General features: G+C 70.1%; 20 protein-coding genes, 1 tRNA gene and 2 pseudogenes. 15 read left to right on the top strand and 8 right to left on the bottom strand.

Annotation, left to right across the window (positions count from 1 at the left end):
- Positions 1–466: 466 nt before the first annotated feature.
- The 5 genes and pseudogenes from ACZ6TU_RS13430 to ACZ6TU_RS13410 form a co-directional block, all read right to left on the bottom strand.
- The gene (locus ACZ6TU_RS13430) at positions 467–1,024 is read right to left on the bottom strand and encodes a hypothetical protein (protein ID WP_469548208.1); all 558 of its coding nucleotides are present in this window, start codon (positions 1,022–1,024) and stop codon (positions 467–469) included.
- Positions 1,025–1,059: 35 nt separating this feature from the next.
- Positions 1,060–1,176, bottom strand: a pseudogene (locus ACZ6TU_RS13425) (IS5/IS1182 family transposase); the annotation flags it as partial.
- A gap of 20 nt (positions 1,177–1,196) precedes the next feature.
- Complete coding sequence (locus ACZ6TU_RS13420) at positions 1,197–3,476, bottom strand: ABC transporter permease family protein (protein WP_469548206.1); 2,280 nt, start codon at positions 3,474–3,476, stop codon at positions 1,197–1,199.
- Complete coding sequence (locus ACZ6TU_RS13415) at positions 3,473–4,159, bottom strand: ABC transporter ATP-binding protein (protein ID WP_469548457.1); 687 nt, start codon at positions 4,157–4,159, stop codon at positions 3,473–3,475. Before ACZ6TU_RS13415 ends, ACZ6TU_RS13420 begins: the two co-directional genes overlap by 4 nt.
- A 63-nt stretch (positions 4,160–4,222) precedes the next feature.
- Entirely contained in the window at positions 4,223–4,417 is a 195-nt protein-coding gene (locus ACZ6TU_RS13410; RefSeq protein ID WP_469548205.1) for a hypothetical protein, read from the bottom strand.
- Between the two features lie 554 nt (positions 4,418–4,971).
- On the opposite strand from ACZ6TU_RS13410, the pseudogene ACZ6TU_RS13405 reads away from it, so the two are divergent.
- Positions 4,972–5,265 (top strand): annotated as a pseudogene (locus tag ACZ6TU_RS13405) (hypothetical protein); the annotation flags it as partial.
- A gap of 77 nt (positions 5,266–5,342) precedes the next feature.
- Here ACZ6TU_RS13405 and ACZ6TU_RS13400 read toward each other — a convergent pair.
- Together ACZ6TU_RS13400 and ACZ6TU_RS13395 are read right to left on the bottom strand one after the other, a co-directional pair.
- Positions 5,343–5,747 carry a hypothetical protein gene (locus ACZ6TU_RS13400; RefSeq protein ID WP_467669113.1) on the bottom strand — a complete coding sequence of 135 codons (405 nt, stop codon included), beginning with the start codon at positions 5,745–5,747 and terminating at the stop codon, positions 5,343–5,345.
- 64 nt (positions 5,748–5,811) lie between these two features.
- A complete protein-coding gene (locus ACZ6TU_RS13395) occupies positions 5,812–6,276 on the bottom strand; it encodes a hypothetical protein (protein ID WP_469548203.1) in 465 nt (154 codons plus the stop codon).
- 605 nt (positions 6,277–6,881) lie between these two features.
- Here ACZ6TU_RS13395 and ACZ6TU_RS13390 point away from each other — a divergent pair.
- The 3 genes from ACZ6TU_RS13390 (at position 6,882) to ACZ6TU_RS13380 (ending at position 8,634) form a co-directional block, all read left to right on the top strand.
- Entirely contained in the window at positions 6,882–7,157 is a 276-nt protein-coding gene (locus ACZ6TU_RS13390; RefSeq protein WP_469548201.1) for a hypothetical protein, read from the top strand.
- Between the two features lie 352 nt (positions 7,158–7,509).
- Positions 7,510–7,896, top strand: a complete 387-nt coding sequence (locus ACZ6TU_RS13385) for a YbhB/YbcL family Raf kinase inhibitor-like protein (RefSeq protein WP_467668316.1) — start codon at positions 7,510–7,512, stop codon at positions 7,894–7,896.
- A 123-nt stretch (positions 7,897–8,019) separates the two neighbouring features.
- The gene (locus ACZ6TU_RS13380; RefSeq protein ID WP_469548198.1) at positions 8,020–8,634 is read left to right on the top strand and encodes a hypothetical protein; all 615 of its coding nucleotides are present in this window, start codon (positions 8,020–8,022) and stop codon (positions 8,632–8,634) included.
- Positions 8,635–8,751: 117 nt separating this feature from the next.
- Here ACZ6TU_RS13380 and ACZ6TU_RS13375 read toward each other — a convergent pair.
- Positions 8,752–8,824 (bottom strand) — tRNA-Arg (locus ACZ6TU_RS13375).
- A 320-nt stretch (positions 8,825–9,144) separates the two neighbouring features.
- Here ACZ6TU_RS13375 and ACZ6TU_RS13370 point away from each other — a divergent pair.
- The 11 genes from ACZ6TU_RS13370 (at position 9,145) to ACZ6TU_RS13320 (ending at position 25,173) form a co-directional block, all read left to right on the top strand.
- The gene (locus tag ACZ6TU_RS13370) at positions 9,145–10,752 is read left to right on the top strand and encodes a dynamin family protein (RefSeq protein ID WP_467668320.1); all 1,608 of its coding nucleotides are present in this window, start codon (positions 9,145–9,147) and stop codon (positions 10,750–10,752) included.
- A 3-nt stretch (positions 10,753–10,755) separates the two neighbouring features.
- Complete coding sequence (locus ACZ6TU_RS13365; protein ID WP_469548196.1) at positions 10,756–12,627, top strand: YfjP family GTPase; 1,872 nt, start codon at positions 10,756–10,758, stop codon at positions 12,625–12,627.
- Positions 12,628–12,972: 345 nt separating this feature from the next.
- Complete coding sequence (locus ACZ6TU_RS13360) at positions 12,973–13,449, top strand: single-stranded DNA-binding protein (protein WP_469548194.1); 477 nt, start codon at positions 12,973–12,975, stop codon at positions 13,447–13,449.
- A 279-nt stretch (positions 13,450–13,728) separates the two neighbouring features.
- Positions 13,729–15,138 carry a Cys-Gln thioester bond-forming surface protein gene (locus tag ACZ6TU_RS13355; protein WP_469548192.1) on the top strand — a complete coding sequence of 470 codons (1,410 nt, stop codon included), beginning with the start codon at positions 13,729–13,731 and terminating at the stop codon, positions 15,136–15,138.
- 71 nt (positions 15,139–15,209) lie between these two features.
- On the top strand, positions 15,210–15,563 hold the full coding sequence (locus ACZ6TU_RS13350) for a GNAT family N-acetyltransferase (RefSeq protein WP_467668328.1): 354 nt from the start codon (positions 15,210–15,212) through the stop codon (positions 15,561–15,563).
- A 163-nt stretch (positions 15,564–15,726) separates the two neighbouring features.
- Positions 15,727–17,163 carry a hypothetical protein gene (locus ACZ6TU_RS13345; RefSeq protein WP_467668330.1) on the top strand — a complete coding sequence of 479 codons (1,437 nt, stop codon included), beginning with the start codon at positions 15,727–15,729 and terminating at the stop codon, positions 17,161–17,163.
- Positions 17,164–17,192: 29 nt separating this feature from the next.
- A complete protein-coding gene (locus tag ACZ6TU_RS13340) occupies positions 17,193–18,230 on the top strand; it encodes a glutamate ABC transporter substrate-binding protein (RefSeq protein WP_467668332.1) in 1,038 nt (345 codons plus the stop codon).
- Between the two features lie 49 nt (positions 18,231–18,279).
- Positions 18,280–19,614: a hypothetical protein gene (locus ACZ6TU_RS13335; protein ID WP_467668334.1), complete on the top strand. Its 1,335-nt coding sequence runs from the start codon at positions 18,280–18,282 to the stop codon at positions 19,612–19,614.
- Positions 19,611–22,262 (top strand): serine/threonine-protein kinase, encoded by a 2,652-nt coding sequence (locus ACZ6TU_RS13330; RefSeq protein WP_467668336.1) that lies wholly within the window; start codon positions 19,611–19,613, stop codon positions 22,260–22,262. Before ACZ6TU_RS13335 ends, ACZ6TU_RS13330 begins: the two co-directional genes overlap by 4 nt.
- A 3-nt stretch (positions 22,263–22,265) precedes the next feature.
- Positions 22,266–23,726 carry a PP2C family serine/threonine-protein phosphatase gene (locus tag ACZ6TU_RS13325; RefSeq protein ID WP_467668338.1) on the top strand — a complete coding sequence of 487 codons (1,461 nt, stop codon included), beginning with the start codon at positions 22,266–22,268 and terminating at the stop codon, positions 23,724–23,726.
- 100 nt (positions 23,727–23,826) lie between these two features.
- Positions 23,827–25,173, top strand: a complete 1,347-nt coding sequence (locus ACZ6TU_RS13320; RefSeq protein ID WP_467668340.1) for a vWA domain-containing protein — start codon at positions 23,827–23,829, stop codon at positions 25,171–25,173.
- The last annotated feature ends 28 nt before the right edge of the window (positions 25,174–25,201 follow it).

The following is a 25,201-nucleotide window of genomic DNA, read 5'->3' as shown; positions in this document are numbered from 1 at the left end:
CCAGCTTGCCCTGCGGCCCGAAAGGGTCCGCCATGCGAGTCGTAACACGGGTGCCTTTCGGGGTGGGCGGCATTCCCTTGCGGGGGCGCCGAGAGCCTATCGAGAGTCGTTCGAATCGAGGTCGAATCCTGGCCACTAGAGGGCTTTGGGGCGGTTCGGTGCCTGGATCCGCTGGGACCCGCTTCTCATGGGCGGGTCTCCCGGTAGGGGGGAAGCGGTACGAACGTTCCTCGACTCGCCGGGGAGAGAGACGTGGCGCTGGCCCGCCGCTTCACGGCCGAGCGCGGCTGCTCGACGACGACCGCCGACGCTCGCACAACCGGCTCGTCGTCGAGACGCGGAATCACATGTGGGACCGGAGCAGGTGTGACTGCGCGCGGTCGATGACACGGCCCGAACAGCAAGAACGCCCTCCCGAGGGGGCGGCGACTTGCCCCCGGCAGGACTCGAACCTGCGACCAAACGCTCAAGAGGCGCTTTGCACGTCGAGTGTTAATCCGCTGCTGACCTGCTTCGGCCGGGCTTCGGCAGGCATTTGACAGAGGGCACTGGCGGAATCCTCACTTCCCAGCAGCCGCCAAAACTGTGCGATGTACCGCTCGGTGCCGTGCACAACGCTGTGCTGGGTCTGCGCACATGCTGCCTCCCGCCCGGTGCACACCACTCGTACCGCCCAGATACCCGGCCCGTCCCACAACTCGATCGCCCCTGGCATCGGTCCTGCCGCCACCCCCCTGGCGCGCAGCTTGCCCGAAGAGCAAACGATGTCAGCCAGGGCTGTCTCTTCCCACTCCCCGGTCGGCACCGCAGGCTCCCCGTCCCAGATCTCCACTGTCAGAGACACGGTGTGGGTGTGTCCGGCACTGTAAAAATCAAGGCGACCGGGATGAGCAGTGAGGAACGTGTCGCCCTCGAAACCCTCCGGGAACAGCATGGGAACCTGCGTATCGTCGAAGTCCTGCAAGGCCCACCCGTGGTAGTCGACGTTCACGGGATATTCCTGGCGTCTGATCAGGTCGGCCACGTCTCCACCTCTTGTCGTGGGTTTGGTGCGGCTGCCCTCCGTGATCGTCGATCTTCGTCATTATCGGCGTGGAGCTTGCCCGGTCGGCGTCGCCGTCGTCCACGGCGGGAGCGGATCGGTGGTATGCCCTTGACTATGGGGATCAGCGCCTTGAGCGGTCGAGTGCACGTGCTCAGTCGCGGCGGATCAGTTCCGGGTCGATGCGCCGTCCTACGAGCGGGAGCGTGCCGACGGCGGACACGCCCGCCACGCCCACTGCCGCGAGCGCGAGCACCGGGACACCGGCGAAGTCCCAGTAGATCTCGCTGCCGCCGGTGATGAGATAGCAGGCCTCGGCGAGCTTACCCGTCACGAGTGCCAGCGCGAGCCCGACACTCAGGGGGAGCACGACCTGTACGCACTGCACGGCTCGCATCGTCCGCGCCCGTGCTCCGATCAGCGTGATGGCGGTGACCTGTGCGCGCCGCTCCACCGCCCGGTCGGTCGCCGAGACGACGAAGGCTGCGGTCCCGATGACCAGCCCCATGATCATGCCGACGGCGAGCAGGGTCTCGAGGACTGCGATCTGCTGAAGGCCCTCGACGTTCACGCCGACGGGTTCGACAGCGGTGGTCGGGGCGACGGCGGCGATACCGTCGAGGACCTTGCGGACCTCAGCGTGGTCGGAGCTGCTGGTGAGGACGTACCGCGCACCCTCCGGGCTTGCCGTGTCGGGCAGCGCCGACGGCGGGATGAGCACGTCCGCTCCGTGGACCGCCGACGGGTCGTACGACCTGTAGGCGATCACGTCGTGCGGAAGTGTGATGTTCAGGGTCTTGCCACGACCACCCTCCGATATGCGGAAGGGAAGGGTGTCACCGGGACTCGCGCCCTGTCCGGTGCCGGCGTTCGGGTCACTGAGCCGCATCACCTTGCCGTCCACGCAGCCCTCGGAGTGCCGTACCAGCTTGGCCAACTGGTCGCAGGTGGCTACGACGGCGCTGCCCCAGGGCTGGTCAGCGGAGCCATCGGGGTCGGTCCAGGACTCCATCGTCACCGCGTGCGCGCCTACCCCCGGTACGCCGGCGACTTCGTCCTGCTGTCGTGAGGTGAGCGATGACAGGGGGATGGAGTAGTCCTGTACGGGAGCGGACGGCCGGGTTACCTGCTCCAGCTGGATGAGGACGCCTTGGGCGAGGGAGGCGGAGAAGACGAGCAGCACGAGGCCGGTGACGACCCGCATGGTGCTGCCCGGCTCGACCTCGTTGCGGCGCATCGCCAGATTCAGAGTGAGGGACTGGGTGGTTCGCGCCAGCCGGCGGGCGAGGGCGTAGGAGATCAGGGGCAGCGTCAGCACCAGCCCCAGGCCGGTCAGCAGGATGCCTGCGGGCATCAGGAACGCGTTCGGGCCGAGGGTGTCGGCGGGGTGGTCGGTGAAGCCGGTGGCGCAGTAGCCGACGACGATGCCGAGGCCGGCCACCAGGAGCAGGCCGCCCCACTTGGTGGGGCGCCTGGGTGCGGCGGTGCGGCGTACCGACAGTGGATTGGCGGCGGCATCGCGTGCGCTGGCCCGGCCGACGAACCAGGCGAGGAGCGGGGCGCCGATCAGACAGACGGCGATGGTCGTCGCGGACAACGCGCCATCGTCCGGGTACCACCGCAGACTGGGCAGTCCGGTCCGGGTCATCACCTGGTTCAGGACCCAGTACTCGCCGAGGCCGAGAATCGCGCCGAACAGCGCCGCGACGACGGTTTCGGCAGCGTTGACCCGCTGGGTGCCCTTGGTACTCAGGCCCAGCAGACGCAGGGACGCGAGGCGGCGGTTCCGGCTGGCGGCGGAGAGCCGGGCACAGACGGAGAGGAAGATGCCGAGGGGTAGCAGGACGAGTGACCCCAGGGCGAAGCGGATGTAGGTCAGGGTCGAGGGTTCGACGGCGGGGAAGGGGGCGTAACTGTATCCCCAGCTCTTCAGGGCGCGACCTTCGTCGGCGATCTTGTCGCGTGTTGTGCCGATGTAGGCGAACAGCTCGTCCGGGTGGGCGAGCCCTGTCGCGCCGATCAGGCCCTTCTCGGCGCCGGGCAGGAGTCCCGCGACCGCGGGCTGGTCACGGAGCAGGTCGGCTGCGCGGGGGGAGAGGAACACCTCGCCCGGGTCCGGAAGTTCCTTCAGCCCTGGCGGGAGCTTGTCGGCGTCCTTGGCCCCCTTGGCGATGAACACCCGGGTGAACGCTTTGGAGCCGTAGGGATCGGTGCGCTGGAGGACCAGCGTGGAACCCGCGGGCTTCACCGAAGCGGACCGTGGCTGTCGTGCGGCTGCCCGGCCGTCGTGTGCGTCGAGGATCTGAGGGATGGTGAGGACGAGGGCGAGGCAGCAGACCCCGAGGGAGCCGCCGGCCGCCATGAGGAAGAAACGTATGCGGTTGCCGCGGCCGGCGCCGAACAGCAGGCGCAGACCGAGCAGGAACTCCTTCACGCCGCCCCCCGGGGGGTGAGGACTCCGTCGGACATCGTGTAATGGCTGTCGGCCTGTGCGGCGACGGCGGGGTCATGGGTGACCAGGATGACGGCAGTGCCCTGCGAGCGCGCCAGGCCGAGGAACTCCTTCAGTACGGTGGACGCGTTGGCGCTGTCCAGCGACCCGGTCGGCTCGTCGGCGAACACGACGGCCGGGCGGTGGACCAGGGCCCGAGCGACGGCAACGCGTTGGCTCTGACCGCCTGACACCTGCGACGGGCGGCGCTCGCGCAGTTCGCCGAGTCCCAGCCGGGTGAGGACCTCGCAGGCGGCCGCGAGCGCGGGCCGCTTGCGCTGCCCGGCCAAGCGCAGTGGCAGGGCGGTGTTCTCCTCGATGGTCAACTCGGGGAGCAGTTCGCCGTACTGGAAGACGAATCCGAAGCGTTCACGGCGCAGCGTACTGATCTCGTCGTCGGTGAGATCGCCGAGCGGCTGTCCTTCGAACCGCACGCGTCCGCGCGCGGGAGGCAGCACCCCCGCGAGGCAGTACAGAAGCGACGACTTTCCCGAACCGCTCTGTCCGGTGATGGCCGCGACCTCCCCTCGGGAGATCGAGAGGTGGGCGTCGCTGACAGCCAGTTGCTTGCCGTAGGAAAGGTCAACGCCTTCGGCGGAAAGGACTTCTGACGTACTGATGGCTATCCCCAAAGAAGCGACCGGGCCCAGGGGTCAGCCTGGGCCCGGTACTTGGCGGTGTGCTGTTGCTTACCTCTGGTAGTGCTTGGTGACCGAGCAGTTGTCCGGATTGAGCGAACCCTTGTCACGGCAGACGCGGATGTACGCGTCGTCGGTGTACCGCTGCGGGGGCGCCCAGTTGGAGGCCCCTACCGGAACGGTCTTCTTCTGCTTGCCGTTGTAGCGGTTCCAGTCGTAGCCCTCGACCTTCACCTGCACGTACACGTTGTGACCGTCGCCGTGGTCGGCGTCCTGAAGCGGGCCCTTCCACTCGAAGGCCCCGCGGTTCTGGCCTGCAGGGTGCCACTTGTACTGACCGTGGTGGAACTTTGCACCACCGGTCGAGAGTGTCGGAATGTCATGCCACGAGGCAGCGAACGCCGTGCCCGCCTCCATGGCGAAGAGGCCAGCCGCGAGAGCGCCTACAGCCAACTTGCGCGCAGTTTCTCCCATTTGTTTTCTGTTGTGTGGCTCTGGTGGTCAAGTCAGAGCGGCTGGTGAAAGTTACCATCAAGTAATGGGCGGGACGGGGGTGGCCTGCCCTGCGCTGCCCGGTCTGTCCGGCCTCTCGATGGGAGCCTTTTGCGAGATCGTTGCCTTTTCAATGCGTGTGCATGAATTTGTGGCCGGGTGTCCTGGGTTTCCCGTCACTCCGCGCCGGACGTTCGGCAGCGGATGACACTGAAGGCCTGGCAGCCCTGAGTCTCGGCCCGGAGGCGACGCAGCGAGGAACTCGACATCCAGCGGCACGCCGGCGCCCAACATCGAGGCCACGAGGGATGAGGGCACAGGACGAACTGAGGCTTCTCCCGTGGGCGAGGCCGGACGGCAAGCCGTGCTATCTGAGCACTGGTGACCATGGGGGCTACGTGTCCCGCCTGCCGGACCACATCGAGGCGTTCCACCTTGGGATGGCGTCCCAACTGCTTGAGCATGCACGTCAGGTACTCGACGACGACACCGAAGACCTGGAGGAGTTGCACCTTCTCGCCGCCCGGTTGACCAGCGCATTGCGGGACGTGCTGCGCGTAGCGACCAGCCGCGGACGCAGGCCGGTCGCACGATCCATGCCAGGCCCGGCTGTGTCGTCGTCCGGTCGCGGCAGCTGCGCCGGGCCGTGCATGGGTGCCTGCGTCCGACGCTGTCGATGTCACTCGTGGATGTCAGCTCGCCCTATCCGCAGAGGTTTCTCTTGGCGATCGGTGATGGTGAACTCCATCCACTCGATGCCGACGACACTGAAGCTGGCTCCGACGTCAGAGGACGCGATGCCTTCGAAATCATGACGTACGCCTGACTCCGGGCTGCTGAGCGTCCAGGGCGTCGCAACCCTCCATGCCCACTGAAGGGTGGTGAGAAGTGCATCCTCCGGGGCGGAACGACGGAGGGGAGAGACGAACCGCAGCTCGGCCAGCTCTGGGAACTTCCAGTACCGCTCGTAACTTTCGATCTCGATGGTGTGCGGCAACAGCTCTCCGATGCGGCCGACCACTCGCTCGGCACCGCGGCGGTGTGCCACGTGGGCGTAGCAGCGCCAACGGATCGTCTCGAACATGCTGACACTGTAGGGCTCTTGTAGAACTGTGCCGTGGCCTCTTCCGGCCTGGCTTGCCAACCCCTCAGAGATGGCGCTTGGAGGCTCTGACCAGTCGGCTGATGTCGTCGCGGGTCTTCATCCTGTGCTGGTCGAGCTCGGCCCTGCTATCCGTCTTGGGCAGCGCTGTGACGTCCGCAAGTACAGCTTCTGCCGCCTGGCTCAAGGCCTCGTCATCAGTGAGCATCTGCACCCGGAAGAGGGCTTCTTGGGCGTTGGAGCGCAGGTCGTAGGCGCGGACTTTCACCACGCCGGGGTCCTCGTGTGGTGGTTGTTCATGCTCGCAGAACCAGAGATGCACCAGGCAGCGGCGGTAGTTGATGAGTGCGCCGGCGTAGGCGGAGTAGGCATCGAGCCGCTCCTGCCGGAGCCTCTCATGGCGGGTGAACTGATGACCCTTGTCGGTGGTGCGCTGCTGAATCGCCAGGGTGAGCCCTGAGCCGAGCAGGGTTCCCAGAACGGCGATGGCACTGGCGATGATGGTCTCCACACCCCAAGCTGATCACGATCACCGACCGGACGCAGTACAGGCCCTACTCTCACGCCAGCATGCTTTCCGACTGTGTTGGTGAGGCTGGGGGGCTACGTTCAGGGGCTTTGACCTGCGTTCATTGGCTGCACGGGGCACTACTTCCTCGTGGCACGGAACGCCCGTCGGCTGCTGAAGTCGAGTACCCACGTGGGTAAGTACGCATACCCAATGGGGCGAGCGGTGGTGACCGGAGACTCTGCATATGACACACATCCGTGCCTCCATCAGCGCATTCGCCCATCACCGGCGCGGCCTGGCGGCTGCCGCTCTCGCCTCTCTGGCACTCACCGGCTGCGGAAGTGAGCTGAAGGGCAGTGGCCCACAGGGTGAGCCGGTTCAGCAGCGTCGCCTCCAGGGCGAGACCCTCACAGCCCTCCCCCGAGCAGGAGGCGTTCGCGGCGATGCTGGATACGTACGCTCAGGCGTGTCCACCGTCCGACGGGGGCCCGTCGCCACCGCCCGGAAAGTCGACCAGGCCGGAGCCGGTGCGGAGTCTCGCCCCTGGGGAAACACCCCCGACTGACCCGATCGAGCCCGGCCCTCTCACAGGGCCTGCGTCAGAGTTGGACCGGCACGATTGGTGCACGAGCGTCCACCACGAACAGCGCATCATCGAGGTGCTGCAAAAAGTCGTGGAGCCCACCCCCGCCAAGGTCCGGAAGGCCTTGAACAGCCTCGGTTACATCGACGAACGCATTCACGGCCTCAAGCAGGACGGCAACACCACGCGCCTTTACCTCGACCTGCGCGAGACGTTGCAGTGTGGCCACGCCCTGGGAGTCGCCTGGTCTCCGGCCATGAGCCTGATCGGTAAGTACCTGCGTGTCACGGCTGCTTAGCTTGTCCGAGCGATCCAGGATCTCGGCTGGGCCCTGGGCTTCGTCAAAGAGGCGGGACACCGAGGAGGAGACGGAGCCTGCGCCGGCCGAAGCGCGCGCTGACCGGCATGAAATCGCGGGCATACCACCTACCCCGAAGCCACTGAGTACGGCACTGTGTCTCCGACTGTCTGCGTTAGTCATGGGGGGAGCAACGTTGTGGGAGCAGTTACCTGCCTTGGTCGGCGTTGTCGTAGGGGCCATCGGCTCCTACGTGGCAACCACCCTCACGGAACGGAGCCGGTGGCGACGGGCAAGAGCCGAACGCTGGGATCAGAAGAGACTGGACACCTACGCGTCCTACGCGAACGCCTTGAAGCATCAGATCAACATCGCGCAGCGCATAGGGGCCGAAAGGGGATTCCAGCACGCTGTGGACCCGCTGGATCCGGAGCAGGGCCTGACCCAGCTCGCCGAGGCCGAGGCGCGGCGTGCAGCCGAGTGGGAAACAGTGCTGCTCGTTGGGGATGCCGAGACCATAGCGGCGGCTCGTAAGTGGCATGAAGCTGTGTGGAACGTCGAACTTTATGCTCGCGGTCTGAAGGACGACCCTGCTGGCTGGGGGAGAGCGGTTGGGCAGATGAGCCGAGCACGTGATGACTTCTACGCTCTCGCGCGACGTGACCTAGGCATCTTGGGGCCCCCTCCACCGTCCGGCAACTGGCCTCGTGCCTGGCAGCAGCAAGACGAAACGAACTGAGAGCGACCTGATGAGGACATCGGACTCACCTGCTTTGACGCCGCGTATGCCCTCGTGCCATCCAAGTGCCAGGTCCTTTCGGGCCTGAGCTACTGCGGTCCATGGCCCGAGGAGGCCGTAGCAATGCGCGTGGATGACGTGACCCTGCCCGAGCCTGACGCCGACGACCAGTGGTGTGAGCTGCTGATCCACACGGCGACCCCGGAGGTCGGCAAGCAGTGGACCGATACGGGGGAGATCCACGAGCAACGGGGCCTGAAGGGCCGTGCGGAGGGTGAGACGCGCACCGTGCCGGGGCATCCCGCCCTGACGCGCATCCTTCGGCAGCACATCGAGGACGAACAGCTCAAGCCGGGTGACCTGCTGTTCCAAGGCGAGTCCGGCGGCATCCTGGCCGGTTCCGTCATCCGTCGGGCGTGGCGCAACGCCCGTAAGGCCGTACTGCCCCCGCACGCCTTCGAGTCGCCCACCGGACGGCGCGTCTACGGCAACCGGAACACGCGCCTGACGAAGTGGCTGAACGACGGAATCCCACCCGCCCAGGTGGCCGACTGGGCCGGGAACAGCGTTGCCGTGCTCCTGGCGACCTACGCCCGATGCGTCGAGGGCCAGCTGCCCGACCTGAAGAGCGGCTCGAAGCTGCCGGAGATCTCCCCGAGCGGCCGTCCACCGGCTGACGCCGCCGAGGCTCAGAACTTCGACATGTATTCGACACGGCTACCCGCAAAAACCCGGTGACAGCCGGACAGCCCCGGAGGCCCCTTGATCATCAAGGGGCCTCCGGGGCTTCGCCGTGTCGGCTGGCATACGCCCTGACCAGCAAAAAGCCCTCCCCAAAGGGAGGGCGGAGACTTGCGCCCCCGGCAGGACTCGAACCTGCGGCCAAGCGCTTAGAAGGCGCCTGCTCTATCCACTGAGCTACGGGGGCCGGTGTGGTGGCCTCTGTCGTGGTGCCCTGGTGTGGGCCGATCCGTGACGTTGCCGGGGACAAGGATAGGGCTCCCGCGTCCTTGTCCCTGTTGCTTCGCCTCCGTGGCTCGATGTGGAGGTTCGGTGAAGCGGTCCTGATAATCGCAGGCAGGTACGAATCGTGCACCGCTTTTGGCGTCAGAGGCATCGGGTGTTGTGCACTCGTTATGCCTGGAGTGGGCCCGTGTCCCAGTCGTCCCTTCCGTCCCTTGTGTTCCGTCGGCGCGCAGACATGCTCATATGCTTCAGAATTCCCCTAAAGTTGGGCATTCTTCACATGTGGTGACCTTGGACGTACGGCCTCAGCTGCTCAACGCACTCTCCGCCCTGCGCGACCGTGTCGCCGCCGCACGCTTCCCGCTGCCCTTGGCGGGGGCCCCACGCGCGCGTGCCAGCCGCGACGAACTGCTCGCCCAGCTCGACGACTACCTGGTGCCCCGGCTGAGAGACCCCGAAGCGCCACTTCTGGCCGTCGTGGGGGGCTCCACCGGAGCCGGGAAGTCCACGCTGGTGAACTCGCTCGTGGGACGGCGGGTCAGCGAGGCCGGGGTGCTGCGGCCGACGACACGGACCCCCGTGCTGGTCTGCCATCCGGAGGACCATCACTGGTTCAGCGGGATGCGGGTGCTGCCCGACCTCACCCGTGTGTGGGTACCCCAGCAGGACCCCACGGACGATCTGCTGCTCCCGGGCGAGAACCCCGCGCGCGTGCTGCGCGTCGAGACCGTCGAGACGCTGCCCCCCGGCCTCGCCCTCCTCGACGCCCCCGACATCGACTCCCTTGTCTCCGACAACCGCGTCCTGGCCGCCGAGCTCATCTGCGCGGCCGACATCTGGATCATGGTCACCACGGCCGCCCGCTACGCCGACGCCGTGCCCTGGCACATGCTGCGCACCGCCAAGGAGTACGACGTCACCCTCGTCACCGTCCTGGACCGGGTGCCCCACCAGGTGGTCGCCGAGGTGTCGCGGCAGTACGGGGCCCTGCTCACCAAGGCCGGACTCGGGCAGGTGCCGCGGTTCACCGTGCCCGAGCTGCCCGAGTCGGCCTGGGGCGGCGGGCTCCTGCCGGCCAGTGCTGTCGCCCAGCTGCGCACCTGGCTGGTGCACCAGGTCCAGGACCCGGCGGCCCGGCAGCAGGTCATGGCCCGCACGGCGCACGGCGTCCTCGACTCCCTCAAGTCCCGGATGCCCGAGCTCGCCGGCGCCGCCGCCGCGCAGTACGCCGCCGCGCTGCGGCTCACCGCCGCCGTCGACGGGGCGTACGACAGCGAGCACACGCGCGTGCGGGGCCGTTTGCAGGCCGGGACGGTGCTCGCCGGGGACGCCCTCAAGCGGTGGCGCGCCTTCCCCCTGGACTGCACCGCCGACGAACTCCTCGACGCGCTCGCGGAGAGCCTGAGCACGCTGCTGCTGTGCGCCGTCACCGCCGCCGACGAGCGCATCGACGACGCCTGGCGGCGCGACCCCGCGGCGGCCGCACCCGGGCTCGCCGACCGCGAACCCGCCGCGGAGAGCGCCGAGCACCGGATCGGTCTCGCCGTACGGCGGTGGCGGCGGGAGCTGGAGGAGTACGCCGAGGACGAGGTGCGCGGGCTCGACCGGAACCTCGCCCCCGACCCCGAGCTGGTCGCTGCCCTGGTCGCCACCTCCCTGCTGGGCGGCCGCCGGGGACGGATGGCCGGGGAGGGGCTCGCCGAGCGGATCGGCGCCCACGGCGCGCTGCGGCTGCGCGACCGGGCCGGACGGCTGCTCACCGAGCACGTCGACCGGGTCCTGCACACCGAACGCGAGCGACGGCTCGCCCCGCTCGACGCCCTCGACATCCACCCTGAGCCCCAGGCCGAACTCATCGCCGCCCTGTCCGTACTTCAGAAGGAGAGGTGACCGGTGACCGCCGTCACTGACCAGGACCACACCGAGCGCGCCGACCAGCCGGGCGGCGCGGGCAAGGCTGGAGCCGCCGAGAACCCATCGGCGGAGGCCCCCGAGAACGCCTCCGAGGGCCACAGCCCGGACGGCACCCACGCGCGTGTGCCGGACGGCGACTCCTCCCGTACGGACTCCTCGGGCGCCTGGGACGACGGGCTCATCGCACGGCGGGTCGACGAGACCACCGGCGGACACCAGTACGCCGTGCTGGACAGCCGTCCCGCCGCCCCGACGACGGTGTCCCCGCTGGTGTTCGACGGGCCGCTGCGCTCCCGGCTGGAGGCCCTGCGTGAACTGGTGGGGCTCTCCCGCACCCGCCTCGACAGCCGGACGCTGGCGGAGGCGGGCCGGGTGCTCGACGAGGCGTCCGCCCGGCACAGGCTCTCCGGGCAGCACACCGTCGTCGCCATCGCGGGCGCCACGGGCAGCGGCAAGTCGCAGCTGTTCAACGCGCTCGCCGGGGTGGCCATCTCGGAGACGGGAGTACGCCGTCCCACCACCGCGGCGCCCATCGCGTGCAGTTGGAGCGACGGGGCCGCCGGCCTCATCGAACGGCTCGGCATCCCGCCCAGGCTGCGCCGGCGTCCGCTGCCGATCGGGGACGGGGAGTCACCGTTGCGCGGACTCGTCCTCATCGACCTGCCCGACCACGACTCCGCGGCCGTACAGCACCGCGAGCACGTGGACCGCATCCTGACGCTCGTCGACGCGGTCATCTGGGTCGTCGACCCGGAGAAGTACGCCGACGCCGTCCTCCATGAGCGCTATCTGCGGCCGATGGCGGCCCACGCGGAGGTCATGTTCGTCGTCCTCAACCAGATCGACCGGCTGCCCGGGGAGGCCGCCGAGCAGGTCCTCGACGATCTGCGGCGGCTCCTCGACGAGGACGGCATCGCCCTCGGGGAATACGGCGAACCGGGTACGACCGTGCTCGCGCTGTCCGCGCTCAGCGGGGACGGCGTCGGCGAACTGCGCGAGGCGCTCGGCCAGTTCGTCGCGGAGCGCACGGCTCCGTCCCGCCGTATCTCGGCCGACGTGGACATCGCGGCGGCCCGGCTGTGGCCCGTCTACGCCACGCAGCGCCGGACCGGCCTCAGCGAACAGGCCCGGGAGGAGTTCACGGACCGGCTCGCGGACGCGGTGGGCGCCACGGCGGCGGGCGAGGCCGCCGAACGCGCGTGGCTGCGCAATGCCAACCGCGCTTGCGGTACGCCCTGGCTGCGGTTGTGGCGCTGGTACCAGGACCGCGGCGAGTCCGCTACGGGACGGCTCCCCTCGCGCGCGCAGGCCGACGAGGAGGCCACCGCCCGGCAGCGGGTCGAGCAGGCGGTACGGACCGTGGCCGACCGGGCCTCGGCGGGCCTGCCCGCGCCCTGGGCGCAGGCGGTGCGCGAGGCGGCCGTCCGCGGCTCCCAGGGGCTGCCCGAGGCGCTGGACGAGCTGACCGGGCGTGCGGGGGTGCCGACGGGGCGGCCGCCGCGGCCGGGGTGGTGGCCGATGGCCGTGCTGTCCCAGGCGTCCATGACGATCATTCAGTTCCTGGGAGGTCTGTGGCTGCTGGGCCAGATCGTCGGGGTCATGTCGCCGAACCTGGGCGTGCCGGTGCTGCTGATGGTGATCGGCATCGTCGGCGGCCCGCTCATCGAGTGGAGCTGCCGGATGGCGGCGCGGGGGCCTGCCCGGCGCTACGGCCTGGAGGCGGAACGCCTGTTGCGGGAGGCGGCGGCCGGGTGCGGGAGGGCCCGGGTGCTGGATCCGGTGGCGGCGGAGCTGCTGCGGTATCGGGAGGTTCGGGAGCAGTACGGGAGGGTGTTGAGAGCGGGGAGGTGACGCGGGGGCGGGAGTCAGGGCAGGGCTGGTGACGCCCCGGCGGGGTGATGGCGCTTGGGCCGGGACGGTGACTCACGGGGCGTGGCGGTTGTGACGGGCCGCAGATGGCACTCGGCGTCACTCGCGCCATTGCGTCACTCGCGCCATTGGCTCACACGCCCACTCGGCATCACTCAGCTCGGCGTCACCCGTCCGGGTGGCGGCATTATCCACAGGTGGGCGGTGATCCACAGCGCTCAGCGGGCTCGGCCCGGCGGCGGCAGTCTGGCAGACGCAGCCGTACGGGACGGGCCCGTACGCGTGTCGGCCCGGTGCCGGAGTGTCCGGGCGAGGGAGGGGTTCGCGATGAACGAGACGATGGTCTGCGCGGTCGGCAGGGTGGCGACGCAGCCGGTGTACCGGGAGATGGCGTCCGGCCCGTCGGCGAGGTTCCGGATGGCCGTGACCGCGCGCTACTGGGACCGCGAGAAGAACATGTGGACGGACGGGCACACCAACTTCTTCACGGTGTGGGCCAACCGGCAGCTCGCCACGAACACGGCGGCGTCGTTGACGGTGGGCGAGCCCGTGATCGTCCAGGGCCGGCTGAAGGTGCGGACAGACGTGCGCGAGGGGCAGAGCTGGACCTCGGCGGACATCGACGCGGTCGCGATCGGTCACGACCTGGCCTGGGGCACCTCGGCGTTCCGCCGCGCAGGCAAGCCGGAGACGGCATCCGCGCCGGCGCAGCCGGAACCCAACTGGGAGACACCACCGGGGGGTTCGTCGGATCCCACGACCGTTCCGTCTCAACAGCCTCCGGAAGCCGCTGTATTGACGTGACGTCAATCACTCGACCACCTGCCCGAACTGCGGCTTATCGGCGAGTGCGCACCGGAAAATCGGGGGTGGACTTGTCGATAAGCCCTGCTCATAAGGGGTCTTGGCGATAACGATTCCGATTCGGATCACTCGTCCGACCGTCTCACCGGCGAGCGGCGTCCGACGCGTACCTAGGATGCCGGGCATGGCTTTCGGGGCTCTTGCGGCCTGTGAGGCCTCTGATTCTGCTGGTGGGACCGTACCCCCCACATCGACGGGTCCTGCTCGAAGGGGAATTTGGTGTTTGCTTCGTTCTCTGCGGTGTTCGTACGCAGGCGAGGGGCTGTCCGCCTCGGTGCCGCGACGCTGGTGTCCGGCCTCGTCGCCGCGGGCGTGCTGGCCGGCGCCGGCCAGGCGACCGCCGAGGAGACCACGCGGACTCAGGGCGGAGCGACCGCGACGATAGCCGGGCTCAAGACGTACGGCACCGCGGTGATACACGGCGCCACCGGGGACCAGCAGGTGTCGGCGGGCCTGTTCGAGATGTCCGTCGAGGACGGCGGCATGCTCCAGACGTACTGCGTCGACCTGCACAATCCGACACAACGAGACGCCAAGTATCACGAGACCCCCTGGAACGGCACGTCCCTGGGCGCCAACAAGGACGCCGGCCGGATCCGCTGGATCCTTCAGAACTCCTACCCGCAGGTGAACGACCTCGCGGCGCTGGCACGGAAGGCGGGCGTCCGCGGTGTGCTGACCGAGCAGGACGCGGCGGCCGGCACGCAGGTGGCGATCTGGCGTTACTCGGACGACGTGGCCGTCGACGCCCTCGACCCGCAGGCCGAGCGGCTCGCGGACTACCTGGAGAAGAACGCCCGGAGTCGGCCCGAGCCACGGGCCTCGCTCACCCTCGACCCGCCGGCGGTCTCCGGCCGGCCGGGGGAGCGGCTGGGCCCCGTGACGGTGCACACCAACGCCGGCAGTGTGGCGGTGAGCCCGCCCGCGGACGCCGCCACGAGCGGGGTCCGGATCGTAGACAGGCAGGGCAAGACCGTCACCTCCACGTCCAACGGCGGACAGGTGTTCTTCGAGGTGCCCAAGGACGCGGCCTCCGGCACGGCAGAACTGACCGTGCAGGCCTCGACGACCGTGCCGGTCGGCCGAGCCTTCGCCTCCGAGAGCCGGAGCCAGACGCAGATCCTGGCCGGTTCCAGTGAGTCGACGGTGTCGGCGACGGCGGGGGCGACGTGGGCGAAGGAGGGCGCGATCCCGGCACTGTCGGCGGCGAAGAACTGCGCCGAGGGAGGCGTGGACATCATCGCGTCCAACAAGGGCGACGAGCCGTTCACCTTCGAACTGGCGGGCCTTGAGCACACCATCGCCGCGGGCGAGTCCCGAACGGTGACGGTCCCGCTCCAGGAGGACCAGGCGTACGACTTCACGATCGAGGGCCCGGGGGGCTTCACCAAGCGCTTCACCGGCATGCTGGACTGCCGGATCCAGGGCAGCGAGACCGGGACGGCCACACAGACCCTCAGCGAACCGAGCCCGGCCTCGGTCGGCGGCACGGCCACCGACACCAACCTCGCCGAAACCGGCAGCTCCGGAGTCACCCCCCTGATCGCCGGCATCGCCATCGCCCTGGTCCTGATCGGCGGAACGACCCTGATCGTGCTCCGCCGCCGGGAGACACCGACGGGGGACTGACCGTCCCGGGTCCATGCCCCCGACAGTGAGTGCTCGAGCGGCCGGCCTGCCTGACACACGCGAGTGTTCGGGTGGGCCGGACGTCAGTGGGCTGGACCTGGGCGGCCATATCCGGGCAGCAGGGGCGGACCGTCCTGGTCGCCGAGGCCGACGGTGTCGTGGCCGGGACGGCGGACTGCATGGTGATGCCGAATCTCACCCGCGGTGGTCGGGCCATCCAGTTCGTGGAGAACGTGGTGGTGGCCGCACGCTTCCAGCGGCGGGGCGTCGGGCGTCGACTGATGGAGGCGGCCGTGCGGCTGGGGGAGCCGGCCGGCTGCTACAAGGTGCAGCTGCTGGCAGCGGACGACGAGTACGTCCACAGCTTCTACGAAGCGTGTGGCTTCGAAGTGCCGGCGCAAGGGTTTCGACGCTACGTGGAGTAGCTGTGCGCATTCCCGACGGGAACCGAACCGGTTCCCCCGACGTGTTTCTGGGCAAGGGGTGGTGCCTCGCGCTGCGATCAGATCAAGATCGAGGCAAGGCCGGTGCGGATGTCAGTGCCGGAAGGGATACTTGCGGCGACGGATGACCACGGGGGAGGTCACAGTGACACACCTGCCGACGAGCAGCACACCACCAACGGGGTCCGGCCTGCCCACCCTCCCGGCCGTGCCGGCCCAACCGACGCAACCAGCCCAAGCTCCCCACGGCCCTGTGGTACCTCAGCCCCGCCGTACCGCCTTCGCCGAGGGGCTGGACCAACTCCGTGCCGCCGCCACCACAGAGCCCGGCCGCCTCCGTATCATCGGAGCCCTCCTCGCGCTCCTCGTCGTCGCCTTCGGCGCTGTCACCGCCTGGCAGATGACCGACCGCGCGGCCGCCGCCGACGACGTCCTCACCAGCAGTCAGCCCCTCAGTTCGGACGCGGCCGACATCTACCGCTCCCTCGCGGACGCCAACACCGCCGCCTCCAGCGGTTTCCTCGCCGGCGGCCAGGAGACGGCGGCCTCCCGCGACCGCTACGAGAAGGACATCCGCACGGCCGCGGAGAAACTCGTCAACGCCGCCGCCAACTCGGAGCCGGACTCCCCGTCCGCGACGGCCATCGCCAAGCTCAACAGACTCCTCCCGGAATACAAGGGCCTGGTCGAACGTGCCCGCACCTACAACCGCCAGGGCTTCCCGGTCGGCGGCGCCTACCTCCGCTACGCCAACGAGAAGATGCAGCAGGAGATGCTCCCGGCGGCGGAGGACCTGTACAAGAAGGAGAACCAGCGCCTGCGCGCGGACTACGCGGACGCCACGCCCTACCCCTGGGCGGCCATCGCCCTCGGCATCGCCGCCCTGGCCGCCCTCGCCTGGACACAGCACCGCAACTACCAGCGCACGAACCGCGTCCTGAACCACGGCCTGGTCGCCGCCACGGCTACCGTGACCGTGGTCCTCCTCTGGCTGGTCGTCGGCCACAGCGTCGCCCGCGCGGGCCTGAACGACTCCTACGACCACGGCGTCCGCTCCCTGAACGTGCTGCACGACGCCCGTATCGCCTCCCTCAAGGCAAGGGGCAACGAGAACCTGACCCTGGTGGCCCGCGGCGCCGAGACGAAGAAAGTCGGCAAAGAGACCTACGACGCCTACGATTACGACTTCCGCACGGACATCAACGCCTTGGGTAAGCACCTGACGGCCGCCGGGAAGCTCGCCGACGACGCATCGGGCGAAAGCCCCGTCACCGCCGCCGTCGGCAACATGACGGAGTGGAAGAAGCGCCACACCGCGGCCCGCGAGCAGGACGAGAACGGCAACTACCAGCAGGCGCTGGACAAGGTCGTCGGCACCGGGAAGACGACCGGTGAGTGCTTCGACAGCGTCGACGAGAACCTGCGCACGGCACTCGCACACGAGGAGACCGAGTTCAAGCGCGCGGCCGGTGACGGCCGGGACGCCCTGACGGGCCTGTCGGCAGGCGCGGCCGTCCTCGCGGTGCTCGGTGCCGCGGGCGCGGTGCTGGGCATCGGCCGCAGGCTGTCGGAGTACCGATGAACGGGACACGGGTGAAAGGGGGCGCGACCATGCGAGCACGACGTCTGCGGGCCAGTCTGAAGGGCTGGGGCGGGGTGGCCGCGATGGCGGTCGTCTGCGCCCTGGTGGCCGTCTTCGCACTGTGCCTCCCGCTGTCCGGGACGAGGACCGTTGACGGCCAGTCCGTCGCCCAGTCGGCCCGGGTCAAGGCCGACAAGGCAGAAGAGGACTGCGAAGCCCCCGAGAAGCAGACCCTGTCGCCCTCCTCCGCCGACGGCGACACCATCCAGACGATCAAGAACCGCACGGGCGGGAAGCGCAAGCTGATCGTCGGCGTCGACCAGAACAGCTACCGCTGGGGCTACCGCAACCCCAACAGCGGCAGGACCGCGGAGCTCGAGGGCTTCGACATCGACCTGGTCCACCGCATCGCCGAGGACATACTCGGCGACCCGCGGGCGGTCCAGTTCAAGGCGATCCCCACCAACGAGCGCATCCCGGCGATCCAGGACGGCCGCGTGGACATGGTCGTCCGCACGATGACGATCAACTGCGAGCGCATCGAGGACGTCGCCTTCTCCGCGCCGTACTTCAAGACGGGACAGCACGTCCTGGCCCCCAAGTCCTCACCCATCAAGGGCTACGACGACACGCTCGCCGGCAAGAGGATCTGCACGGCCACGGGCTCCACGGCGTACTCCACGCTGGAAGCGGACCAGAAGGACGGCAAACTCCCCGCCACCACCGACATCTCCAAAACCGTCCCGAACCAACTCGACTGCCTCGTCAGGCTCCAGCTCGGCGAAGCCGACGCGGTGGTCACCGACGGCGCGCTCGCCGCGAGCCAGGCGGCACAGGATCCGACGGTCCAGCTCAAGGGCGACGCCTTCACTGCCGAGTACTACGGCGTGGCGATGAAGAAGGACGCCGACGATCTGGTACGCCGGGTCAACCAGATCCTGGTGGACTACCGCAAGGACACCGCGGACGGCTGGCAGGCGTCGTACGACAAATGGCTGTCGGCGACACTGGGCAAGGATCCGGAGAAGTCGGAACCACCGGCACCGCAGTACCTGCGCACGACCTGACAACCGCACCGACCCCACCAACCGGCACAACCGCAGCGAGAGGTGATCGATGGGCGTCACGGGATCCACCGGGCCGGTGATGGACCGGGACGAGGTGGACCGTGCGCTGGCGCGGCTCGGCGCGGAGCACGAGGCGATCGAGACCTCGCTCCTCGCCCTCCAGGACCACGCGGGCCGCAGACTGCTGGAGGGCGCCGAGCTCACCGGCGTCACCCAGGAACGCTGGACGTCCACGGAAGCGTCGATCACGCTGCTGTGGACGTACTTCGACGCGTACACGGGCGCACTTCGCACCGCCCGGGAGATCCGCGCCCGTCGCCGCTGGTCCAGCCGGGAGGACCTGGTGGAGCTGACGGAGCTGCTGAACGGCGAGTCGGTCACGGTCGCGGGCAGCGCCACCGCGACGGCCAACGCCCCGACCCTGCACGGCACGGGGAACAAACTCAGCGAACGCTACTCGCTCGCCACCCTCGTCGACCGGATGAACGAGCTGTACGCGACGAGCCTGGACATGGTCGTCGCGGCCGACGCGGTCTGGTCGGCGCTGCCGGCCCGGATCGATCTGCTGGCGGCCGAGCTCCAGCGCACCCGCCGGCTCGCGCACTCGGTCGGCGTGCGTCCCGGCGAGCACCCGGCGGGCGACGACCTTGAACGCATCACCCGCACGCTCACGAAGCTGCGCGAGCAGGTGGTGTCGGACCCGCTGGCGTTCTGGCTGGCCGCCGAGGGCAGTTCGGCTCCGGGCGGCGGCAGGCCGGACACGACGGTGTACGACCGTGAGGCGCGCGCCCTGGAAGACGTACGCCGGGAGATCGACGCGGTTCTGACCGTACGGCAGGACGCCGAGAAGCGGATTGTGAAACTGCGGGACGTCCTCAGCCGCGCGGACCGTACGCTCGCCGAGGCGCGCACCGCCCGCGGCGAGGTCCTGGCGAAGATCGCGGCGACGGAGGTGCCGGTCGTCAGCGGACCGCCGACCGCGTTGCAGGAGCAGCTGGCGGCGGCCGCGGAGTACCGCAGACAGGCACAGTGGCACCGGCTGTCCCCGCTCCTGGAGTCGCTGGAGCAGAAGGCCGAGGACGAACTGCTGCGCGCGCGCGAGTCGTTGACCGCGGTCACCGCGCCCCTGGCGGTCCGCGCCGAGCTGCGCGGCCGTCTCGACGCGTACAAGGCGAAGGTCGCCCGGCACGGTTTCGCCGAGGACACGCTGCTGGTGGAGCGGTACGAGAAGGCCCGCCGCATGCTGTGGAGCGCCCCCTGCGACCTGCGCGCCGCCGAACAGGCCGTGCTGCGCTACCAGCAGGCCGCCGCGGAACTGCTCGGTGGCCCGCGGGTGCCGGACCAGGGCGTGCCGGAGGACGACCGGAGGGGGCCGGGCGCATGAGCGACAAGGGGGAGTCCGTGAGTCAGGCACCGAGCGAACCACCGAACGAACCACCGAGCGAACCGCCGAGCCCGTCACCGGGCGCGCCGCAACGCACCTGCCAGCGCCCCGCCTGCGTCGGCACCTACGAAGACGTGGGCGGCGGCGAACTGTACTGCGACACCTGCGGCCTTGCCCCCGTCGTCGCATCGAACGGCATGGTCGGGTCACCCCCCACCGGCATCACCGCCGGCGGCAAGGGCGGCTCAGGCGGCTCGGGGGGCAGCGGCAGCTCCCGCACCAGCAGCCGCAGTTCCCGTACGTCGTCCCAGTCGTCGAAGTCCCGCCGCTCGGTGTCGGGACGACTCTCGCGCTCCCTGTCGGGCAAGGCGACGGGCCGCTCGGTGTCGGTGCGCAGCTCCGGCTCCGCCGCCGGCTCCTCGTCCCGGGGCCGGCTGGGCGCCGGGCTGGTCCAGGTTCCGCAGATCCCGCGGCCCGACCCGCGCGAAATGGTCCTGGACAACCCCGAAGTGCCCGAGCGGAAGCGGTTCTGCTCACGCTCGGACTGCGGCGCCCAGGTGGGCCGGGCGCGCGGCGACCGTCCAGGGCGCACGGAGGGTTTCTGCACCAAGTGCGGCCATCCGTACTCGTTCGTGCCGAAGCTGAAGGCCGGGGACATCGTGCACGGCCAGTACGAGGTGGTGGGCTGCCTCGCGCACGGCGGCCTGGGCTGGATCTACCTGGCCGTCGACCGGGCGGTCGCCGACCGCTGGGTGGTCCTCAAGGGCCTGCTGGACACCGGCGACCAGGACGCGATGGCCGCGGCGATCTCCGAGCGGCGCTTCCTGGCGGAGATCGAGCACGCCAACATCGTGCGGATCTACAACTTCGTCGAGCACCTGGACCAGCGCACGGGCTCCCTCGACGGCTACATCGTCATGGAGTACGTCGGCGGCAAGTCGCTGAAGGAGATCGCCAACGCCCGCCGAACCCCGCAGGGCAGGCGCGACCCGCTGCCCGTGGAGCAGGCCTGCGCGTACGGCCTGGAGGCCCTGGAGGCGCTCGGCCATCTGCACAGCCGCAACCTGCTGTACTGCGACTTCAAGGTCGACAACGCCATCCAGACCGAGGACCAGCTCAAGCTGATCGACATGGGCGCGGTGCGCAGGATGGACGACGAGGAGTCGGCCATCTACGGCACGGTCGGCTACCAGGCGCCGGAGGTCGCCGAGGCCGGCCCGTCGGTGGCGAGCGACCTCTACACCGTCGCCCGCACGCTCGCCGTCCTGACCTTCGACTTCCAGGGCTACACGAACGTCTACGCGGACTCCCTGCCCGACCCGGACCACATCGAGGTCTTCCGGCAGTACGAGTCGTTCTACCGCCTCCTGGTCCGCGCCACGGACCCCGACCCGGCCCGCCGGTTCGCCTCCGCGCAGGAGATGACCGAGCAGCTGACCGGTGTCCTGAGGGAGGTCGTCTCCCTCCAGACGGGCCGCGCCCGGCCCGCCCTCTCCACACTGTTCGGGCCGGAGCTGCGGGTCACGGACACGGAGTTGTTCCCGAAGCTGGACGGTGAGGTGTCTCACCTGGGGGCGAGGGAGGTGCGGAAACGGCGCAACTCCGCGACGGCGGCGGCGCTGCCCGCTGTCCCCTCCCAACCCCACGCCGCCCGGCTTCCCGCCGGCTTCGGCGGCGCGCGGAGCCTCCCCCGCCCCCACAGCCTCGTCAAACCCGTCGACACCCCCGCCGCCGCCCTCGCCCTCCCCGTCCCCCGTGTCGACCCGTCCGACCCCAACGCCGGTTTTCTGGCGGGCCTGATGACCTCCGCCCCGGCCGAGTTGCTCGGCGCCCTCGCGGCGGCTCCGGCCCCGTCGATCGAGACGCGGCTGCGGCAGATCCGGGCCTGGCTGGAGACCGGCGACCCGGCCGCCGCGCTGGAGTCGCTGGTCACACTGGAGGGGGAGCGGCCCGACGACTGGCGGGTGGTCTGGTACCGGGGCGTGGCCGCGCTGGTGACGGGCGACGACGAGGGTGCCGCGCTCGCCTTCGACGCGATCTACGACGCCTTCCCCGGCGAGATCGCGCCCAAGCTGGCGCTCGGCCTGTGCGCGGAGGTGCTGGGCCAGCTCGACAACGCCGCCGAGTACTACCGCCTGGTGTGGTCGACCGACCCGAGCTACGTGAGCGCCGCGTTCGGGCTGGCCCGCGTGCAGCTCGCGACCGGGGACCGGCGCAGCGCCGTACGGACGCTGGAGTCGGTCCCGGAGTCCTCCATCCACTACACGGCCGCGCGCGTGGCCGCCGTCCGGGCGCGGCTGCGGCAGCGCACGGCGACCGCCACGGACGTACCGTTCCTGGAGGACCTCACGGCCGCCGCGGCGCAGGTCGAGGCCCTGGAGGCGTACGGTCTGGACCCGGCGCGGCGCGAGCAGTTGTCGGCCGAAGTCCTCGGTTGCGCGCTGGACTGGGTACTCTCCGGGGGCCAGGGTTCCGCCCCTCCCGCCGCCGGGGGACGGACGCTGCTCGGCAGCGGCCTGGACGAGCGGGGCCTGCGTTTCGGCTTGGAACGCTCGTACCGCATGCTGGCCCGGCTGGCGCGGGGCGGCGAGGAGAGGATCGACCTGGTGGAACGTGCCAATCGTTACCGCCCCCGGACGTGGGTGTAGTTGATGTCGCAGATGCCCCAGTTGTCCGCCTGCCCGAGTTGCGAGGAACCCCTCGAGTCGGGTGACCGTTTCTGCGGCGCGTGCGGATACGACCTGTCCGCCGTGCCGGCACGGCCGGAGGACAACCCGACCATCACCATGAACGGCTCGGTGCCCGCGCAGGGCGCTCCGGCCGGTGTGTATCCCGAGCCGCCGTCGGTGCCACCCACCGGCGCGGGCTGGTCCGCCCCCGGGGCGGACGGCTCGGGCGGATCGCAAGCGGCGCACCTGCCGACGGACCTTCAGGGCACGGGCTCGGGGGGCTCCGCGCTGCCCCCGGACGCACCCCCGCCCCCCGGCGCCCCGCCGGCCCCGGCAGCGGGTGTCCGCTTCGATCATCCGCCCCGGGCCGAGGGACACCCCGCGCCGCCCGGCGGCTACGACCCACAGCCCGACGGATATCCGGCACAGTCCGAGACCTACCAGGCACAGCAGCCCGACGAGTACCTCCTCCAGGCACCGGACCCACGGGTGTCCGCCGACCCGGCGGCCCAGGCCGCGGGCGCCGGCGGCAAGGTCTGCGTGGCCTGCCGGGCCGGCCGCGTGGACGACGACGGCTACTGCGAGAACTGCGGCCACGCCCAGCCGCGCGAACGGGACCACATGGAGCAGGAGTCCGGCCCGGTGGCCGCGGTCAGCGACCGCGGCCTGCGCCACCACCGCAACGAGGACGCGTTCGCCATCGGCAGCACCGCGCTGCCGGACGGCTCGCCCGCCTCCGTGGCGATCGTCTGCGACGGCGTCTCCTCGGCGACCCGCCCCGACGACGCCTCGATGGCGGCGTCGAAGGCGGCGAGCGAGGCACTGCTGGCCGCCCTGCCGCGCGGCACGCACCCGCAGCAGGCGATGCACGACGCGATCATCGCCGCCTCGCGCGCGGTCAACTCGCTCGCCGCGGAGCCCGCCACGGCCCGCGAGCAAGCCCCGCACCAGAACGCCCCCGCGTGCACCATCGTCGGCGCCGTGGTCACATCGGGCCTGCTGATCGTCGGCTGGGTCGGCGACAGCCGCGCCTACTGGGTCCCGGTCGACCGGAGCGCACCCCCCGCCCGGCTCACCGAGGACGACTCGTGGGCCGCGCAGATGGTCGCCGCGGGCCTGATGAGCGAGGCCGAGGCCTACGCCGACGAGCGGGCCCACGCGATCACCGGCTGGCTCGGCGCGGACGCCTACGAACTGGAACCGCACACCGCCGCGTTCAAGCCGGACCGGCCGGGCGTGGTGGTCGTCTGCACGGACGGCCTGTGGAACTACGCGGAGGCCGCCGAGGAGATGGCCCGGGTTGTCCCGCTCGACGCCGCCGCGCATCCGCTGCACAGCGCCCGGGTGCTCGTGGGCCACGCCCTGGACGGCGGGGGCCACGACAACGTAACAGTGGCCCTCGTGCCGTTCCCGGCCGTGCCGCAGGGGGCAGGATCGGCCTGAGGCCGCGATACGGGGGCGGCTCAGCGGACCGGAGGGGACCGGTCCGCCTACCGTCATCACCCCGCTCCGGTGGGGGCTTTCGAGGGGGATCGAAGCAGGCATGGCCAATTTCTCGAAGTCGAACGTGCCCCAGTTCTCGGTGGACGTGTACCAGAACGAGTACCTGCCGGAGGGTGCCGGCGAGGTCAACGCCATCGTCACGGTGACGGCGACCGGCGGCGGCACGATCGGCAGCGCGGTCTCGGCGCCCCACCTCTTCTCGCCCGGCCAGGGCCCGTCCGCGGCCGTCGCGATCATGGTCGACTGCTCCGGGTCGATGGACTACCCGGCGACCAAGATGCGCAACGCCCGCGACGCTACGGCCGCCGCGGTCGACACCCTGCGCGACGGCGTGCACTTCGCCGTGATCGGCGGGACACACGTGGCCAAGGAGGTCTACCCGGGCGGCGGTCGCCTCGCGGTCGCCGACGCCACCACCCGCGAGCAGGCCAAACAGGCGCTGCGCTCGCTCAGCGCGGGCGGCGGCACGGCCATCGGCACCTGGCTGAAACTGGCCGACCGCCTGCTGTCCTCCGCGGACGTGGCCATCCGGCACGGGATCCTGCTCACCGACGGCCGCAACGAACACGAGTCGCCCCAGGACCTGAAGGCCGCGCTCGCCGCGTGTGCGGGGCGCTTCACCTGTGACGCGCGCGGCGTGGGCACCGACTGGGAAGTGAAAGAAGTCACAGGGATCGCCTCCGCCCTGCTCGGCACCGCCGACATCGTCGCCGACCCGGCCGGTCTCGCCGCCGACTTCACGCAGATGATGGAGACGGCGATGGGCAAGGAGGTAGCGGACGTCTCCCTGCGGCTGTGGACCCCGGTCGACACCACTGTGAAGTTCGTCAAGCAGGTCGCGCCCACGGTCGAGGAACTGACCGGCCGGCGCACCGAGGCGGGCCCGCGCGCCGGCGACTACCCCCTGGGTTCCTGGGGAGACGAGTCCCGTGACTACCACGTATGCGTGGAGGTCCCGGCCGCGAACATCGGGCAGGAGATGCTGGCGGCCCGGATCTCGCTGGTCATTCCGCAGTCCGACGGCACCGTCCAGAACCTCGGTGCGCAGGGCCTGGTCCGTGCCGTGTGGACGGACGACATGGTCGCCTCGACGTCGATCAACCCCCAGGTCGCCCACTACACCGGGCAGGCGGAACTGGCGCAGGTCATCCAGCAGGGGCTGGATCTTCGCAAGACGGGAGATATGGACGGAGCAACGGCCAAACTGGGCCGGGCCGTTCAGCTCGCGAGTGCCTCCGGGAACGCCGATACTGCGAAACTGCTTGCGAAGGTGGTGGACGTGGTCGATGCCGCGACCGGTACTGTGCGACTGAAGGCGAAGGTCGAAGAGGCCGACGAGATGACGCTCGAGACCCGGTCCACCAAGACTGTTCGCGTGAAGAAGTGACCTAGAAGAGATCGAAGGAGGGACGCGC

This window comes from Streptomyces sp. NPDC052064 (assembly GCF_055585925.1).
This window is presented reverse-complemented; position numbering and strand designations above follow the sequence as displayed.

Excerpts from the sequence above, each read along its gene's own strand:
- ACZ6TU_RS13400 (WP_467669113.1), bottom strand. The coding sequence starts at position 5,747 with ATGTTCGAGACGATCCGTTGGCGCTGCTACGCCCACGTGGCACACCGC.
- ACZ6TU_RS13380 (WP_469548198.1), top strand. The coding sequence starts at position 8,020 with ATGCGCGTGGATGACGTGACCCTGCCCGAGCCTGACGCCGACGACCAG.
- ACZ6TU_RS13360 (WP_469548194.1), top strand. The coding sequence starts at position 12,973 with ATGAACGAGACGATGGTCTGCGCGGTCGGCAGGGTGGCGACGCAGCCG.
- ACZ6TU_RS13340 (WP_467668332.1), top strand. The coding sequence starts at position 17,193 with ATGCGAGCACGACGTCTGCGGGCCAGTCTGAAGGGCTGGGGCGGGGTG.
- ACZ6TU_RS13335 (WP_467668334.1), top strand. The coding sequence starts at position 18,280 with ATGGGCGTCACGGGATCCACCGGGCCGGTGATGGACCGGGACGAGGTG.
- ACZ6TU_RS13330 (WP_467668336.1), top strand. The coding sequence starts at position 19,611 with ATGAGCGACAAGGGGGAGTCCGTGAGTCAGGCACCGAGCGAACCACCG.
- ACZ6TU_RS13325 (WP_467668338.1), top strand. The coding sequence starts at position 22,266 with ATGTCGCAGATGCCCCAGTTGTCCGCCTGCCCGAGTTGCGAGGAACCC.
- ACZ6TU_RS13320 (WP_467668340.1), top strand. The coding sequence starts at position 23,827 with ATGGCCAATTTCTCGAAGTCGAACGTGCCCCAGTTCTCGGTGGACGTG.